Below are 14,728 nucleotides of genomic sequence, written 5' to 3'. Positions count from 1 at the left end.
CCTCCGGTCCGGACATGAACATGCTAGAGGACGTGCTCAGCATGACCCGGAACCCTCAGGCACCGGCCCGGACCGTCCTGCTCGTCGAGGACGATCCCAGCATCGCTATGGGTCTCGAGATGAACCTCACCGCCGAGGGCTACCGCGTCGAGGTGGCCGAGGACGGCGAGCGCGGGCTCGCGCTCGCCCGCGCGGGCGGGATCGACCTCATCATCATCGACGTGATGCTCCCGCGGCTGAACGGCTTCGAGCTCCTGCGCATCCTCCGGAACGAGCGGCGCACCCTGCCCGTGATCATGCTGTCCGCGCGCGGCGCCGAGATGGACAAGGTGATGGGCCTCGAGCTCGGCGCCGAGGACTACATCACGAAGCCGTTCAGCCTGGCCGAGCTGCTCGCCCGCGTGAAGGCGGTGCTCCGGCGCGACGCGATCGCGCGCGCGGACGGGGCGCAGCTGCGCGCCGGCGACATCGTGATCAACGCGGCGACGCGCGAGGTCCGCCGCGGCGAGGCGCTGATCGAGCTCACGGCGACCGAGTTCGACGTCCTGCTCTGCCTCGCGGAGGCCGGCGGCCGCGTGCTGTCCAGGGAGCAGATCCAGGCCAAGGTGTGGGGCCCGACGCACCACGGCACCCCGCGCACCATCGACAACTTCATCCTCCAGCTCCGCAACAAGCTGGAGGACAACGCGACCGCGCCGCGCCACATCCTGACCGTGCGCGGCGTCGGCTACCGCTTCGTCCCCTGATCGCAGGCCTCGCCGGCCGCATCGCGGCGACGAGGGCGCGCCCTCGTCGCCGCGCGCCCCCTCGTCGGCGCGAGCGCCCTTCCGGGCAGAGGGCCCGTCAGGGCGCCTGACAGAACTTGTTGATGTTGTCGACCAGCGGGTCTTCCTGCTTGATCGCCTTCTCGATCGCGGCCTGGGCGGTGTTGCTCTTCTCGGCGTCGTTCGCGTCCGCCGCGGTCGCGAGATCGCGCGCCGCCTTGGCGACGTCCTTCGCCATGGCCTGGTACTCGCCCGAGAACTTCTGCAGCTCCGGGGTGGTCAGCTTCACCTGCGCCGCGTCGGCCGCCACCTTGTCCATCGCATCGGCCATCGCCTTCAGCTCGCTCGACCCGCCCTGATCGGCGCCGGTCTTGGTGCCCTTCTCGATGCTCTGGACGCCCTTGTTGATGACCTCGATGAGCGCGTTGCACTCCGAGACCTTGTTCTGGCCGCAGCCGCCAGCGCCGGCGACGAGCCCGAGCGCGGCGACGAGCGCTGCGAGGGTGACCTGGGTGCGCATTCTGCTGTGTCTCCTCATGTGGTGAGCGAGGCCGGTCCGCCCATCCCTAAACGCCACGGCATGAACCCACATTTTGCGGGTATGTTTCAACATGGAATCGGCGTCCCGCGCCCTCGGGCGCCGCCCGGGTCACGCTCGAACCCGCCAGTTGCCCTGGAAAGTTCGGCCGATGTCGTCGGCTGTGGGATCCGTGATGATGAGCTCCGGCCGGCCGCCTTGCGCGAACACGATCGTGTTCTGCCGGAAGACGCGGCCGAAGGCGATCGCCTCGTCGCGGTCCATGCCGTGGACGAGCCAGGCCGGCTCGCGCCAGATGCCCTCCGGCTCCGCCTCGGATCCGACGCACGGCTCGACCCGGTAGCACCCGAGGATCAAGAGATCGCGGAGGACGTGGTGGCGCTGATCGTTGACCCGGCGGGGGATGAGCATCGAGCGCGGGTTGTAGGCGGTGAGCACGGCGAACTTGCGGGTCAGGAGCTCGGGGAGCCCGGCCTGATCCTGGACGATCTCGCCGTCGAGCGAGACGCGCAGCGTCCCCGCCGCCGTGGGGAACTCATAGATGGTCGAGAAGTACGACCGGAGGAGCGTCTGATCCATCGTGAAGCGGTGGGTGTGAGGGGGCCGCGGCGCTCGGCGCACCGGGTGCGTCGCCTTGCAGAGGGGCCCGTGGCGTGAGCGCCCGGGCCGCCGGGCGCGACGGCGGAGGGTTACCAGAGACGCGCGGCTCTGGCTACTCGCCGGCGTCCCGCGCCGCCGGCGGCGCGCGGGAGCCGGCGCGCGCTTCCCCTGCCCCGCCCGGTGCGCTAAGCGTTCCGCGCGATCGCCCGGCCCGCCCGCGCGCGCCGCGCCGGCCGCCCTGACCCCCTGCGCCCCGATGTCCCGATGATCGAGGTCGAGCACCTCTCCAAGTCCTACGGCGCCCACCTGGCGGTGAGCGACCTCTCTTTCCGGGTGAGCCAGGGCGAGATCGTCGGGTTCCTCGGGCCGAACGGGGCGGGCAAGAGCACGACCCTGCGCATCCTCGCGGGGTTCCTCGGCGCGACCTCCGGCCGGGTGCGGGTCGCCGGCCACGACCTCGCCGAGGAGCCGATGCGCGCGCGGGCGTCGCTCGGGTACATGCCCGAGACGTCGCCGCTCTACCCGGAGATGCGCGTCTCGGAGTACCTCGCGTTCCGCGCCGAGCTGAAGCTCGTGCCGCGACGCGCGCGCCGCGAGGCGGTCGCGCGCGCCCTGCGCGACGCGCGCGTCGAGGACGTCGCGAGCGTCATGATCGGCCACCTCTCGAAGGGCTACCGCCAGCGCGTCGGCCTCGCGGACGCGCTCGTCAGCGATCCGCCGCTGCTCATCCTGGACGAGCCGACGGCGGGCCTCGATCCGAACCAGATCCGCGAGGTGCGCGCGCTCGTCCGGAGGCTCGGCCGCGACCGCACGGTGCTCCTCTCGACGCACATCCTCTCCGAGGTCGAGGCGACGTGCACGCGCGCGATCGTGATCGCCCGCGGCAGGCTGGTCGCGGAGGGATCGATCGAGGAGCTCCGCGCGATGCGCCGTGCGTCCGGCGTGCGCGTCGCGGTGCGCGGCGCGGCGGACGCGGCGCTCGCGGCGGCGCGCGGCGCGGCGGGGGTGCGCTCGGCCGAGGCGGAGGCGGCCGGCGACGCGGCGTGGCTCACGGTCGAGTTCGACGCCGGCGCCGACCCGGGCGAGGCGACCGAACGCCTCGTGAGCGCGCTCGTCGGCGCGGGCCTCGGCGTGCGCGAGCTCGTGCCCCACGCTCCGTCCCTGGAGCAGGTCTTCTCCGAGCTGACCGCCGCCGATGACGCGCAGGGCGGCGCCGGCGAGCCGGGCGCGGCCGCGGCGGGCGACGCCGGCGCGCCCGCCGGACGAGCGGCCCGGAAAAAGGCGAGCGCGGCGCGGCGCGGCGCGGTGAAGGAGCGGCGGTGAGGGGCTTCTGGCCGATCTTCAAGCGGGAGCTCTTCTCGCTCTTCGTGACGCCGCTCGCGTGGGTGCTGATCACCACGTTCCTGCTCGTGCAGGGCGTGCACTTCTTCCTGATCGCGACCCAGTTCGCGGGCGAGGCGGAGCTCTCCGGCGACACGGGGCCCGTGCAGGTCTTCTTCGGCCAGACGATCCTGATCTACCTGCCGCTGCTCTTCGTGTGCCCGCTGCTCACGATGCGCCTCTTCGCGGAGGAGCGCCGGAGCGGCACGATCGAGGCGCTCCTCACGGCGCCGGTGGGCTCCGCGGGCGTCGTGCTGGCGAAGTACGCCGCGGCGCTCGTGACGTACGTCGCGATGTGGGCGCCGACGCTGCTCTACGTGGTGCTCATCGCCAGGACGGGCGAGCTCGACTGGCGGGTCGTGGGGTCGAGCTACCTCGCCGTCGTGGCGGTCGGCGCCGGCTACCTCGCGATCGGGACGATGACGAGCGCGCTCACGAAGAGCCAGCTCATGGCCGCGGTGCTCAGCACGATGGCGGTGATGGGCCTGTTCATCCTCGGCATCGGGGAGTTCATCTTCCCGGACGGCCCGGCGCACGACCTCTGCTCCTACGTCTCGGTCTGGACGCAGATGAACGATTTTTCTCGCGGGATCGTCGACCTGCGCCGGCTCGTGTTCGACGCGACGGTGGTCGCGCTGCCGCTGTTCGTGACCGTGCGCGCGGTGGACGCGTGGAGGTGGGGCTGATGGGCGACGAGCGGCCCGATCCTCCGTCGGCGCACGATGAGCGCCCGCCTGCGCGGGTCCCTTCGTCGACGCAGGTCGGGACCCCGCCTGCGCGGGTCCCTTCGTCGACGCAGGTCGGGACCCCGCCTGCGCGGGTCCCTTCGTCGACGCAGGTCGGGACCCCGCCTTCGCGGGTCCCTCCGCCTTCGCGGGTCCCTCCGCCTTCGCGGGTCCCTCCCGGCACCTCGCTCGGCGAGAAGCTCTCGACGAGCGTCGGGATCATCGCGGCGATGGTGCTCGCGGTGCTCGTCAACCTGCTCGTCGCCCGCCACTACAAGCGCTGGGACTGGACGCAGGGCGGCCTGTACACGCTGAGCGACGCGACCGTCTCGACGCTGCGCGCGCTCGAGGAGCCGATCCGCGTCTACGTCCTGCTCTCCGAGGCCGACCCGCTGACGCTCTCGGTGCGGCACCTGCTCGACGCGTACCGGGCCGAGACGACGCGGCTCGAGGTCGCGGTGACCGACCCCGACCGACGCCCGGCGGAGTTCCTCGCCGTGCAGCAGCGCTACGGGGTCGTCGCGGGCAAGACCGAGGACGGGCGGATCGTCACCGACGCGGCGATCATCGTCGCGCGCGGGGACCGGCCCCATTTCCTCACCGCGAGCGACCTCGTCGAGGTCGAGGACGAGGGCGACCTGCGGGCCCGCCCGCGGCTCGAGCAGGCGCTGACCGGCGCGATCCGGAGCGTCCTCCGCAGCGAGCGGCCGAGGGTCTGCTTCGCGAGCGGCCACGGCGAGAAGTCGATCGAGGTCGGCGGCGCCGGCGGGCTCGCGGCGCTCAAGGACCGGCTCAACAAGAACAACTACGAGGTCGTGGAGCTCGGCGGCGGCCGCGGCGGCCACGACCACGGCGACGACGAGGAGCCCGGCGCCGCGCCGGAGGCGCCGGCGCCCGAGGCCGTTCTCGGCCGCTGCCGCGTGCTCGTCCTCGCCGAGCCGAGCCAGCCGGTGCCCCCTGGCGACGTGGCCCGCTACCGCGCGTTCATCGAGGAGGGCGGCAGCGCGCTCCTCGCGATCGGCCCGGTGCCGGACGAGAGCGATCAGCGGTACGTCGACCTCGGGCTCGCGGGCCTGCTCGCCGTCGCGGGCGTCGAGCTCAGGTCCGACTTCGTGTTCGAGCTCGACCCGAAGCTCCGCTCGACGCAGGGCTTCGGCGAGACCTTCTCGCCCGTCGTGAGGCCGCACCCGATCACCGAGGGGCTCGTCAAGGCGGCCGACCAGGGGCTCGGCCCGGTGCTCACGGTGGCCAGCTCGCTCGCGCCCGCGGCGACCGGGCCCGTGGCCCCGGCGCCGCTGCTCGTCACGAGCGACAAGGCCTTCGGCATGGTCGACTTCTTCGGCTGGGCCCGGGACCCGTCCGAGCCGAAGCCGCGCGACGGCGATCACCCGGGGCCGCTCACGGTCGCCTACGCCGCGGAGCTGCCGAAGCCCGCGGGCTCCAGCGCCGCGCACGGGCCGCGCGTCGTCGTGGTCAGCTCGCCCAGCGCGCTCTACGCCGCGAACTGGCAGAGCCCCGAGCTCCGCGGGACGGCCGTGTTCGTCGAGAGCGCGCTCTCCTGGCTCGCCGCGAGCCCGCCCATGCTCGACATCCCCGACAAGCCCGCGGTCACCGCGGGCCTCCGGCTCAGCGAGGACGCGCTCGCCGGCGTCTTCCGCTACGTCGTCGTCTACATGCCGCTCGCCGCGGCGCTCCTGGGCCTCGCCGTGCACCTCTCGCGGCGCGGCTCCGAGCGCCGCCCCGGCGGCCCCGACGACAGGCGCGGCCCCGGGTCCCCAACCGGGCGCGGCGCGCCGGGCGGGGCCGAGCGCGAAGGGGCGCCGTGATGCGGCGCCTCCGCCGGCACGCGACGACGCTGATCCTCGTCGCGCTCGCCGCCGCGGCGGCCGTCGCGCTCTTCGTGCTCGACCGGGGCGCGGTGTCCACCGACGAGGCCGAGCGCCGCAAGAAGCACCTGTTCGAGGCGTGGCGCCCCGACGAGATCACCGAGCTCACCGTGACGGTGGCGCCGCCCGGCGCGCCGCCCGCCGCGCAGCAGACCGCGCGGCTCACCCGCGGCGACATCGACGACGCCGGCCAGCGCCCCTGGAGCGTCGAGATCGACGGCCAGCGCTACCCCGCCGACGAGCCCACGGTCGATCAGCTCCTCGGCACGCTCGAGTTCGCGACGGCGGAGCGCCGCGTCTCCGCGGAGGCGAGCGATCGCGCCGCCCTCGGCCTCACCGCGCCCCGGCTCACGATCGCGCTCGCGATGGGCCCGCGCCGCGAGCGCCTGCTGCTCGGCGGCGGCGCCCCGACGCCGCCCGGCGCGGTCTACGCCGAGGTCGCCGGCCGCGGCGTCTTCGTCATCACGAAGCAGCTCGCCGCCGCCCTCGACGTGTCGCCGGATCGCTTCCGTACCCGGAGCTTCGTCCCCTACCTCCCGTCGGAGCTCTCGGGGCTCGCGCTCGAGGGCGCGGGCGGCGCGCGGCGGTTCTCGCGGGCCCCGTGGGGCGGCGGCCGCGGCGCCGGCTTCCATTTCGCCGAGGGCTCGCCCGAGGGCAGCGGCGTCCGGGTCAGCGCGCCGGCGCTCGACCTCGTGCTCTCCGCGCTCGGCCGCATGCAGGCCGAGGCGTTCCTCTCCGACGAGGAGGCCGAGCAGGCCGCGGCCTCCGGCGGCCCCCGGGTCACGCTGACGCTCCTGCCGAGCGATCCCTCGGCGAAGCCCGGCGTGATCGACGTCGGCGGCGCCTGCCCCGACAGGCCCGACCACGTCGTCGCGGTGCGGCGCGAGCCCACGCGCGCGGCCGCCTGCGTGCCCGCGAGCGTGCTCGAGCCGCTCACCGAGGAGGCGTCGCGCTTCGTCGACCTCGCCCTCGTCGCCGCGCCGCTCGACGAGGTCGCCGAGGTGAAGCTGTCGGCCGGCGAGCCCGGCGCGCGCTCGCTGGAGCTCGCGCGCGCCGGCAGCGAGTGGCACCTGCGCGCCCCGGAGGACCGCCCCGTCCCGACCGAGACCGGCCGCGCCCTCGTGCAGGCGATCCTCGACGTGCGCGCGGCGCGCCTCCTCCCCACGGCGAGCGACCCGAAGGCGCTCGGCCTGGATCCGCCGCGGGCCACCCTCCGCGTCGTGTCGACGCCCGCGGCGGCCGGCGAGGGCGAGCCGCTGGAGCGGATCGAGACGCTCGAGATCGGCGCCGAGCAGGCCGGCGTTGTGCGCGTCCGGCGGCTCGAGGACGGCGCGATCGCCGAGCTCCCTGCCGCCGCCGCCGGCGCGCTCCTCCCGTCCGAGGTGTCGCTGCGCTCGATGGAGGTGTTCGATTTCGCGCCGGATCAGGTCAGCGCGCTGCGGATCGAGCGCCCTGGCCTGGTCCAGCGGCTCCGCCGGACGGGCGAGGGCGCGTGGCAGCTCGTCGAGCCGACCGGCGCGGGCCTTTCGGCCGACGGCGGGCTCGCGGACGAGCTCGCCGCGCAGCTCGCCGGCCTCAAGGCCGAGCGCTGGGTCGCCGTGGACGCCGCCCAGGGCTACGGGCTCGCCGCGCCCCGGCTCGTCGTCGAGGCCGAGCTCACCGCCGCGGAGGGCGGGGGCGCGTCCGGCGCGGCGTCGCGCGCGGCGCGGGTGGAGCTCGGCGCGCACGCCGGGGCGGGCTCGTTCGCGCGCGCCGACGGCGGCGCCGCCGTGTTCGTCGCGCCGCCGTCGATCGAGGCCGCGGCCGGGCGCCTGCTGCTCCGCCGCGACGTCTTCCTCGTCGCGCCCGAGGACGTCGCGCGGGTGACGCTGAGCCCACGGGACGGCAAGCCGGTCGTGCTCGAGGGCTCTCCGCACGGCTTCACCGTCGCGGGGGCGGCCGATCCGGCGAGCGCCACCGCGACCGCCGCGCGCGTCCGGGACGCGCTCGCCGATCTGCGCGCCGAGGGCGCGGTGGCCCTGGGCTCGCCGGAGCGGCACCACGGCCTGAGCCCGCCGCGGCTCCGGGTCGCCATCGAGCTGACCCGGCCGCAGCCCGCGCCGGCGGGCGCAGGCGCGCCGCGCTCGTCCGAGGGGTCGTTCACGATCGCGATCGGCGCGGGAGACGCTTTCCGTGGCACGAACGTCTTCTATGCCCGCCGCGACGGCGTGAGCGCGGTCTACGCCATCGCGCAATCCCGGGTGAGGCCGCTGCTCGAGGCGGCGGGCGTCGCGGGCGCCGACTGAGCGGCGCTGCTCGGCGGAGCGGACTGTTTCGTACTATTTCGTTCTGGCGACCCAGCTGTGCTAGGCGACGTGGTGGACATGGCGAAGGCGGACATGGCGAAGCGGCAGCGCCCGCTGACGGTCGACATCCCCCGTCCCGGCGACGAGCAGCCGGTCTGGTCGCGGGTCGGGGTGATCGCGCTCGTGGGGTTCGTCGTGGGCGTCGCCTGGCCCAGGCTCGCCGGGGTCCGCATCGGCCCGAGCGTCCCCGGCGACCTCAAGCCGACGGCCGAGACCGCGGCCGCGTCGGCGGCGCCCCCTCCCGCGGCGGCGCCGCCCGGGACCGCGGAGGCCGAGGCCAAGCCGCCGGAGCCCGCGAAGAACCAGCAGCAGGTCGTGGTCGGCCCCGGCCGGATCACGCGCTGCTCCGACAAGAAGAACAAGAAGATCGAGGACTGCGGAGAGCTCCAGTTCGACCCGATCGCGCTGCCCCGGCTGAAGGAGCTCGCCCAGTGTCCGGCGGCGCTTGGCGCCGACGGCAAGCTCCCGATCGGCTTCGAGCTGAACTTCGAGAAGAAGGAGGTCCAGGTCGTCAAGGGGAAGAAGACGAGCCTGCCCGCCTCGACGGTCAGCGGCATTCTCCAGTGCGCCGCGCGCGAGTTCTCGAACGTGTCGCTCGAGGAGGTCCCGCACAAGTACCGCCGCTACTCCCTCGTGTACACCGCCACGTTCCACCCGCCCGGCGCGGCCGCGGAGGCGGCGAAGGCGGAGGCCGGCGGCGAGGAGCAGGAGCAGGCCGCCGGCACGACCACGAGCGAGACCGCCGTGAGCGGCCTTGCCACGGTGAGCTGGGATACTGCGCTCGTCCGCGGGGCGCCCAAGGAGGGCGACGTGGTCATGCGCCTCGTGCGCGGGACGCGGGTCAAGCTCATTGGCCGGCAGAACGACTGGTACAAGGTCGAGCACCGGGGCAAGACGGGCTGGATGTACCGCGGCGCCATCGGCCTTTAGCGGCGCGGCGCGGGCGCTCCCCCGTGCGGGCGGCGTCGTCGGGCGCGGATTCCGGCCCCGCGGCCGGGCGAGCGCGCGTCGGTTCGCGTAGAATGGCCGGGTCCGATGACGCGCAAGCTGTCGCTCCCGCTGATTTCTCTGGGCCGCCCCGAGCGCGCCGCGTCCGCCGCCGCGAAGCCCACGGTCGACGCGGTGCGCGAGCGCCTCGGCGGGCGCGCGTCGAGCGAGCCAGGCGTGGGTGAGCTGGTCCTGCTGACCACCGCCGCCGGCAAGGCGCTGCCAGGGGTGGTCCTCTTCCGGCGCGGCGCCTTGGTCGATGTGTGGATCGACGCTCCCGAAGCAACCGTTTCCGCTCGGGACACAATCAACGGCGCCCTTCCTGGGCGTTCCGCGGCCCACCGGGGGCTGGTTCGCCGGGCCCGTCCATCGGACCTCGCGCCGTTGCGCGCCCCTTCCCCGGAGTCGCTCGTCGCCGTCGCAGCGGACGCGCGCGTCTTTGCCGCCCTGAGCGAGGGTCAGCGCATCCGGTTTCAGGACGGCGGCGATCTGTCCGAAGGCATGCTGGTCGAGAAATGCCGCTTCGGCGGGCTGGTGCAGCGCGACGACGGGATCATCGTCGGCGTCGGTTTCCGCCGTCTCTGGCCGGCGCAGGCCGAAGGCGCCCGGCGGAACTGACATGCTCCTGCGGGCTCGCCCGCTCCCTGGCGCGCCCGCGCACAACCACGTCCGGCTTGTACCTCCCCCGCGGACGCGATAAGAGGGGCGGCGTCATCGTAGCTCGCGCGCCGCGCGGCCAGGTTGGAGGAAACCGCCCTTGAAGCTCGCCCTCTCGTTCACGGTCGCCCTCGCGCTCGCCATGCTCGCGGGCTGTGGGGCCTCTCCCTCAGGTCTGTGCGAAGACAAGTGCGATTGCACCGGCTCGTGCAGCGAGAGAGACGAGGTGGAGTGTATCGATGCCCTCGAGGACGCCGAGCGGACCTCCGAGTACGAAGGCTGCGAGGACCAGTTCGACGAGGCGATCTCCTGCATCGACGACGAGTTCGTGTGCGACGGACGTGACGTCGATATCTCCGGATGCGCCCGGCCGCTGGAGAACCTCGGTGCGTGCGCCGGGCCGCTCGTATCCCTCGCGGTTTACGGCCAGTTCGAGTGATCGAGCGCGGGCGCCGCGCGCGCCGTACGCGGCGCGCATGGCCGCCCGTGTAGCCATTTGAGCCCGCCACGACACGGCCCCCTCGCCGGAGGTGGACCGTCCTGCCCGGCGCGCCCCCTGCCGGATGCGCCCTGCGCGTCGCTCGGCAACCGTCGATGCGCCCTCGCGACGACTGCGATGCTGTCTGTAGAGCCCCAGCGGGCGAGAGATCTGCTGTGGAGGTCCTCTCGGAGAGAGAGGCTCGCCGGAGCGCCCGGCGGCGCGCCGGGGACACGAGAGGGGCTATTCGCCGAGGTGGGTGCGGACCTTCATGAGCAGCGTATCGCTGTCAAAAGGCTTGATGAGGTAGTCGGTGCATCCGTTGGCGAAGCCGATCTTGATGCTCGTCTGATCGCTCCTCGTCGTCATCATGATGATCGGCACGGTCTTCGTGGCGTCGAACGCGCGAAGCCACCTGCAGGCCTGGAAGCCGTCCATCGCGGGCATCACGACGTCCATCAGGATGAGGTCGGGGCGCTCCGCCACGGCCTTCGCGATGGCCTCCTTGCCGTTGCGCGCGATGACGATGTCGTAGTCGTCCTCACCGAGCGTCAGCTGCTGTGACAGCAGTGAAGTCAGCGAGTCGTCGACGACGAGGATCTTCTTCTTCCGAGCGGTCGCGCTGGGTTCGCTACTTGGCGCGGACGGCCGGCTCCGCGGCGCCGAGTCGGAAGCGGAGGCCGTTTCCGGAGAGCTCTTTCGCGAGGAGTCGACACGACGATCGGCCATGAGGGAGCCTCCATGAGGAGGCGCCGTTCCCTAGGGCGCCTCCGGAGTGTTCAGGTTGCAACGAGTGGTCCCCCCGTCACCTTACCAGGATCGCTACCGCACAGGAACCAAGTTCCACTGTCACCTGATGTGGCCAAACCCGCGAAAGCACTCCTGAACCGTCCGCCGCGCGTTGCGTGGCGTGTGCCGGCGTGTGCGCGACGCGTCAGCCGTTGAGACCGCCTGGTCTCTCTGAACGAAAGGCCGAGTCGCTCAGGTGTCCACGATAACATCGACGCCGGGCGGCGCGGAGGCACACGCGGGGGCGCGAGGACAGGGCAGCGAGCGCCTCGCTCGCCGAAACAAGAAAGAAGGGGTAGTGCCCAGGGACGGAATCGAACCGCCCACACGAGGATTTTCAATCCTCTGCTCTACCAACTGAGCTACCTGGGCTTGCTGCGGGCCCCGCGCTTACGCCGAGGCGTCGGTCACGGGCGGGCTACGTTACGCGGATGTTGGCGTATGTCAAGGAATTCTTTGGGCCTCCCCCTTCCTGCCTGCGCGCGACTCGTCGGAGGCCGAGGGAGCGCGCTGGCAGCTGCTAGCTGCCGGGGCGGCGCGCTCACCCCTCGGCGTCTTCCGCCGCCGAGCGCGGCGCGGGCTCCTGCGCGGGCGCGGAGCGATCGACAAACCGGAGGGCGGCCGCGAGCCAGGAGGCGCGCAGGTACGCGGCAGCCGCGAGCGCCGCGAGCTGCGCGGCGAACGCGGCGGCGACGCGCGGGCCGGTGCCGGCGCCGGCGAGGTGCACGCCCCACGCCCCGCCGGCCAGCGCCGCGGCGGCGAGCGCGCCCCGGGAAGCGCAGGCCCAGGCGGCCGCGAGCGGCGCGGCGCGCAGCGCGTCGAGGCCCCGGGCGACGGCGGTGTAGAACCCCCGCTGCTCGGCGACGAGGGCGGCCCGCGCGAGGTCGTGGAGCAGGCCGATCGCCGCGGCGTGCGCCAGCGCGACCGCGGCGACGGCCGCCGCCGCGAGGTCGCGGCTGCGCGGCACGGAGAAGAGCGCGGCGCAGAGCTTCGTCCCGGGGAGCAGGACGAGCGCGGCGGCCGTGACCTGCGCCGCGAGCGCGACGCCCCAGAGCAGCGCGAGCGGCCCGAGGGCGCGCGCGGCGCGGCCGCCCACGGCCTGCGCGGAGAGCGGCCCCGCCTGGCTCAGCGCGACCAGGAGCACCGCGAGCGGGACCAGCCCAAGCGCGGCCGCGAGCAGGGCGCCCGCGCCGAGCTGCGCGGCGAGGGCCCCGGCGGCGGGCGCCCCGAGGCGCACGAGCTCGCTGAGCATGAGCCCTCCGGGATCGAACAGGATCGCGTCGCCGCGCGGGTGGTCGCCGACCGCCTGGGCCGCGAAGACGGACAGCGGCGCGGCGACGACCAGCGAGGCGAGCGCCCGGTAGCCGAAGTAGAGCCCGACCGCGCCGAGCCGCTCGTGCGCGGCTGGGCGCCGCGCGGCGGGCCGGGCGAGCGGCGGATCGGCGCCTGCAGCCGCCGCCCCGCTCGGAACCGTCTCGCCCTCCTCCGCCGGCTCGCTCATGGCCCGAGGAGCGTGAGCGCGAGCCCCACGGCGAAGCTCGCGCGCGCGAGCACGCTGGGCGCGAGGAGGTCCGGGTCCACCCGGAGCGCGTTGTTCGCGAGGTCCTCGTCGAGCAGCACCCGGCGATCGGGGTCGATCACCACGGCGACGAGCGGCGAGGCGCCGGCGTAGGGGATCCTGGCGGTGCTCTCGTGCGCCTGCCAGAGGACCCGCTGCACGACGCCGTCCGCGCCGTGCAGGGCGACGTCGACGGGGAGCGCGAGCGGGCCGCGGCGCCGCACCACGGCGTGGCCGCGGTAGGCCGCGCCCTCGTGGCCGCCCTCGCCCGGGGCGGGCTCCGCGGCGTCGGCGGGCCACGAGTGGAACGTCGCGACCGCGTAGTCGACCCACGCGCGGTCGAAGAGCCCGGCGCGGAGCGCGTCGGCCGCCGGGTCGCCCACCTCCCGCCGCACGGCGTCGAGCAGCGCCTCGGGGCCGGGGTGACGGAACCGGTTCTCGCGCGCGTAGCGGCCCACCGCCCGTCGGACGAGGTCCTCGCCGTAGACGCCGGCGAGGGTCGCGAGGAGGATCGCGGGCCGCCCGTACACGAGCCCGGCGTAGTCCGCCCCGTCGACGAAGCTCGTCGCCGGCTGCGCGACGGCGCCGCTCTGGCCGGACGCGAGCGCGTCGGCGCGGTACTGCGTCCGGAGGTCGATCTCGAGCCCCGGCAGCCGCGCCGCCGAGCTGTCGCCGTAGCGCGCGCGGAGCGCGTCGACCTCGGCGTAGGTGGTCAGGCCCTCGTCGAGGAACGGGTAGCGGTGCTCGTTCGTGGCGACGAGGCCGTAGAACCACTGGTGCGCGAGCTCGTGGATCGTGACCGCCTCGACGAAGCGCACGCCCGCCGCGGGCCAGAGCCAGCTGCCGCCGGTCGTGATCAGCGTCGGGTACTCCATCCCGCCGGCCTCCTCGGCGCCCTCCGGCGGGTGCACGATCGTGAGCGTGCCGTACGGGTAGCGGCCGAACGCCGCGCCGAGGTGCGCGAGGCCGAACCGGGCCAGGTCGATCTCGAGCGCCGCCTCGCGCTCGCTCCCCTCGGGGAAGAGGCACCGGATGGCGACGCCCTCGTCGGTCGTCGCGCCCATCTCGCGGAAGCGGTCCCACGCGGCGAAGGCGAAGTCGTGCACGTCCTCCTGCACGAACCTCCGGATCGCGCGGCCGTCCCGCCGCTGCTCCTCGACGAGCCGGCCGGTGGCGCCGACCGCGAACCCCTCCGGGACGTCGACGGTCACGTCGTAGGCCCCGAAATCGGCGTAGAACTCCGAGAGCCGGTGGAAGGCGAAGTGCGCCCAGGTCCCGTCGGGCTCGAGGCGCGCGATCTTCGGGAACCACTGCCCCACCATGTGAAAGCTCCCGTGGTGGCCCGTCCTGAGCGCGAGCGCCGGCAGGCGCGCGTCCCAGGCGAGATCGATCGTGATCGCATCGCCCGGAGCGACGGGCCGCGGCAGCGCCACGCGGATGTCGGTCTCGTCGTCGGGATCGCCGGGCGTCGTGGGGTTCCCCGGGGGCCAGACGTCCGCGCCGTCCATCTCGCGGACCGCGAACCGCGTCACCTGGATATGCCCGTAGTCGCTGAGGATTTCGTTACCTCGAAAGCCCCCGATGGCCGACCTCAGGAACACGGTGCGCTGGTCCTTGAAGCCGTTCAGGTAGAGGTGGACGAACAGCTCGCGCTGCGGCTCGCGCGATGCGTTCCGCCAGACCAGCGTGCCCTCGCCGCGCATCGTGTGCTGCGCCGGATCGAGGGTCGCGCGCAGCGTGTAGCTCGCGATCGGATCGGCGCGCGGCGCGAGCTCGGCGTCGGCAGGAGGCGCCGGCGTCGGCGTCGCGCGGTCGGCATCCGCGGCGCCCGCGCGGGCATCCGCGGCGCCTGCGTCGGCGGTGGGCGGCGGTGGCTGCGCCGGAGCGCCGAGCGCGACCACCGCGAGCAGGGACGCGCCCGTGCGGCCGGCGAGCAGCGCGAGGAGGAGACCGACGGCGGCCTGGAGAGCCGTACGCACCGGTGCACCCTAGCGAGCCAGCGTCATCGCGGAAAGGCGCGG

The 14,728-nt window shown here is 74.3% G+C and carries 13 protein-coding genes and 1 tRNA gene; 8 read left to right on the top strand and 6 right to left on the bottom strand.

Annotation, left to right across the window (positions count from 1 at the left end; translation table 11 throughout):
• The first annotated feature begins 41 nt into the window (after nt 1–41).
• Nucleotides 42–746 (top strand): response regulator transcription factor, encoded by a 705-nt coding sequence (locus WMF33_RS14220; RefSeq protein ID WP_044988231.1) that lies wholly within the window; start codon nt 42–44, stop codon nt 744–746.
• 97 nt (nt 747–843) lie between these two features.
• Here the strand turns inward: WMF33_RS14220 and WMF33_RS14215 are convergent, their stop codons facing one another.
• Together WMF33_RS14215 and WMF33_RS14210 are read right to left on the bottom strand one after the other, a co-directional pair.
• Entirely contained in the window at nt 844–1,284 is a 441-nt protein-coding gene (locus WMF33_RS14215) for a hypothetical protein (protein ID WP_020734897.1), read from the bottom strand.
• A gap of 129 nt (nt 1,285–1,413) precedes the next feature.
• Nucleotides 1,414–1,881 (bottom strand): DUF3293 domain-containing protein, encoded by a 468-nt coding sequence (locus tag WMF33_RS14210; RefSeq protein ID WP_020734896.1) that lies wholly within the window; start codon nt 1,879–1,881, stop codon nt 1,414–1,416.
• A 285-nt stretch (nt 1,882–2,166) separates the two neighbouring features.
• Here WMF33_RS14210 and WMF33_RS14205 point away from each other — a divergent pair, with 285 nt between their 5' ends.
• From WMF33_RS14205 to WMF33_RS14175, 7 genes are all read left to right on the top strand, one after another.
• Nucleotides 2,167–3,225 (top strand): ABC transporter ATP-binding protein, encoded by a 1,059-nt coding sequence (locus WMF33_RS14205; protein WP_437337639.1) that lies wholly within the window; start codon nt 2,167–2,169, stop codon nt 3,223–3,225.
• Nucleotides 3,222–3,968 carry an ABC transporter permease gene (locus WMF33_RS14200; RefSeq protein ID WP_437337638.1) on the top strand — a complete coding sequence of 249 codons (747 nt, stop codon included), beginning with the start codon at nt 3,222–3,224 and terminating at the stop codon, nt 3,966–3,968. The genes WMF33_RS14205 and WMF33_RS14200 overlap by 4 nt, the downstream gene beginning before the upstream one ends.
• A 269-nt stretch (nt 3,969–4,237) precedes the next feature.
• On the top strand, nt 4,238–5,833 hold the full coding sequence (locus WMF33_RS14195) for a GldG family protein (protein ID WP_437337637.1): 1,596 nt from the start codon (nt 4,238–4,240) through the stop codon (nt 5,831–5,833).
• A complete protein-coding gene (locus WMF33_RS14190; RefSeq protein WP_437337636.1) occupies nt 5,833–8,178 on the top strand; it encodes a DUF4340 domain-containing protein in 2,346 nt (781 codons plus the stop codon). Before WMF33_RS14195 ends, WMF33_RS14190 begins: the two co-directional genes overlap by 1 nt.
• 78 nt (nt 8,179–8,256) lie before the next feature.
• Nucleotides 8,257–9,168, top strand: a complete 912-nt coding sequence (locus WMF33_RS14185) for an SH3 domain-containing protein (protein ID WP_437337635.1) — start codon at nt 8,257–8,259, stop codon at nt 9,166–9,168.
• Nucleotides 9,169–9,273: 105 nt separating this feature from the next.
• Nucleotides 9,274–9,843, top strand: a complete 570-nt coding sequence (locus tag WMF33_RS14180; RefSeq protein ID WP_437337634.1) for a hypothetical protein — start codon at nt 9,274–9,276, stop codon at nt 9,841–9,843.
• 139 nt (nt 9,844–9,982) lie between these two features.
• Nucleotides 9,983–10,321 (top strand): hypothetical protein, encoded by a 339-nt coding sequence (locus WMF33_RS14175; protein WP_437337633.1) that lies wholly within the window; start codon nt 9,983–9,985, stop codon nt 10,319–10,321.
• Nucleotides 10,322–10,603: 282 nt separating this feature from the next.
• On the opposite strand, the gene WMF33_RS14170 is transcribed toward WMF33_RS14175, so the two are convergent.
• From WMF33_RS14170 to WMF33_RS14155, 4 genes are all read right to left on the bottom strand, one after another.
• Nucleotides 10,604–11,089: a response regulator gene (locus tag WMF33_RS14170; RefSeq protein WP_437319877.1), complete on the bottom strand. Its 486-nt coding sequence runs from the start codon at nt 11,087–11,089 to the stop codon at nt 10,604–10,606.
• 359 nt (nt 11,090–11,448) lie between these two features.
• A tRNA-Phe gene (locus WMF33_RS14165) sits at nt 11,449–11,521 on the bottom strand.
• Nucleotides 11,522–11,690: 169 nt separating this feature from the next.
• A complete protein-coding gene (locus WMF33_RS14160) occupies nt 11,691–12,650 on the bottom strand; it encodes a hypothetical protein (protein WP_437337632.1) in 960 nt (319 codons plus the stop codon).
• Nucleotides 12,647–14,686 (bottom strand): M1 family metallopeptidase, encoded by a 2,040-nt coding sequence (locus WMF33_RS14155; protein WP_437337631.1) that lies wholly within the window; start codon nt 14,684–14,686, stop codon nt 12,647–12,649. The genes WMF33_RS14160 and WMF33_RS14155 overlap by 4 nt, the downstream gene beginning before the upstream one ends.
• Nucleotides 14,687–14,728 lie beyond the last annotated feature (42 nt).

Origin of the sequence: Sorangium sp. So ce394, from assembly GCF_051474665.1 — a bacterium.
GTDB lineage: Bacteria > Myxococcota_A > Polyangia > Polyangiales > Polyangiaceae > Sorangium > Sorangium cellulosum_D.
Note: the sequence above shows the minus strand (reverse complement) of the source record. Positions and strands in the feature narration are given on the sequence as shown.

Excerpts from the sequence above, each read along its gene's own strand:
- WMF33_RS14160 (WP_437337632.1), bottom strand. The coding sequence starts at position 12,650 with ATGAGCGAGCCGGCGGAGGAGGGCGAGACGGTTCCGAGCGGGGCGGCG.
- WMF33_RS14220 (WP_044988231.1), top strand. The coding sequence starts at position 42 with ATGACCCGGAACCCTCAGGCACCGGCCCGGACCGTCCTGCTCGTCGAG.
- WMF33_RS14170 (WP_437319877.1), bottom strand. The coding sequence starts at position 11,089 with ATGGCCGATCGTCGTGTCGACTCCTCGCGAAAGAGCTCTCCGGAAACG.
- WMF33_RS14215 (WP_020734897.1), bottom strand. The coding sequence starts at position 1,284 with ATGCGCACCCAGGTCACCCTCGCAGCGCTCGTCGCCGCGCTCGGGCTC.
- WMF33_RS14190 (WP_437337636.1), top strand. The coding sequence starts at position 5,833 with ATGCGGCGCCTCCGCCGGCACGCGACGACGCTGATCCTCGTCGCGCTC.
- WMF33_RS14185 (WP_437337635.1), top strand. The coding sequence starts at position 8,257 with ATGGCGAAGGCGGACATGGCGAAGCGGCAGCGCCCGCTGACGGTCGAC.
- WMF33_RS14195 (WP_437337637.1), top strand. The coding sequence starts at position 4,238 with ATGGTGCTCGCGGTGCTCGTCAACCTGCTCGTCGCCCGCCACTACAAG.
- WMF33_RS14205 (WP_437337639.1), top strand. The coding sequence starts at position 2,167 with ATGATCGAGGTCGAGCACCTCTCCAAGTCCTACGGCGCCCACCTGGCG.
- WMF33_RS14180 (WP_437337634.1), top strand. The coding sequence starts at position 9,274 with ATGACGCGCAAGCTGTCGCTCCCGCTGATTTCTCTGGGCCGCCCCGAG.
- WMF33_RS14210 (WP_020734896.1), bottom strand. The coding sequence starts at position 1,881 with ATGGATCAGACGCTCCTCCGGTCGTACTTCTCGACCATCTATGAGTTC.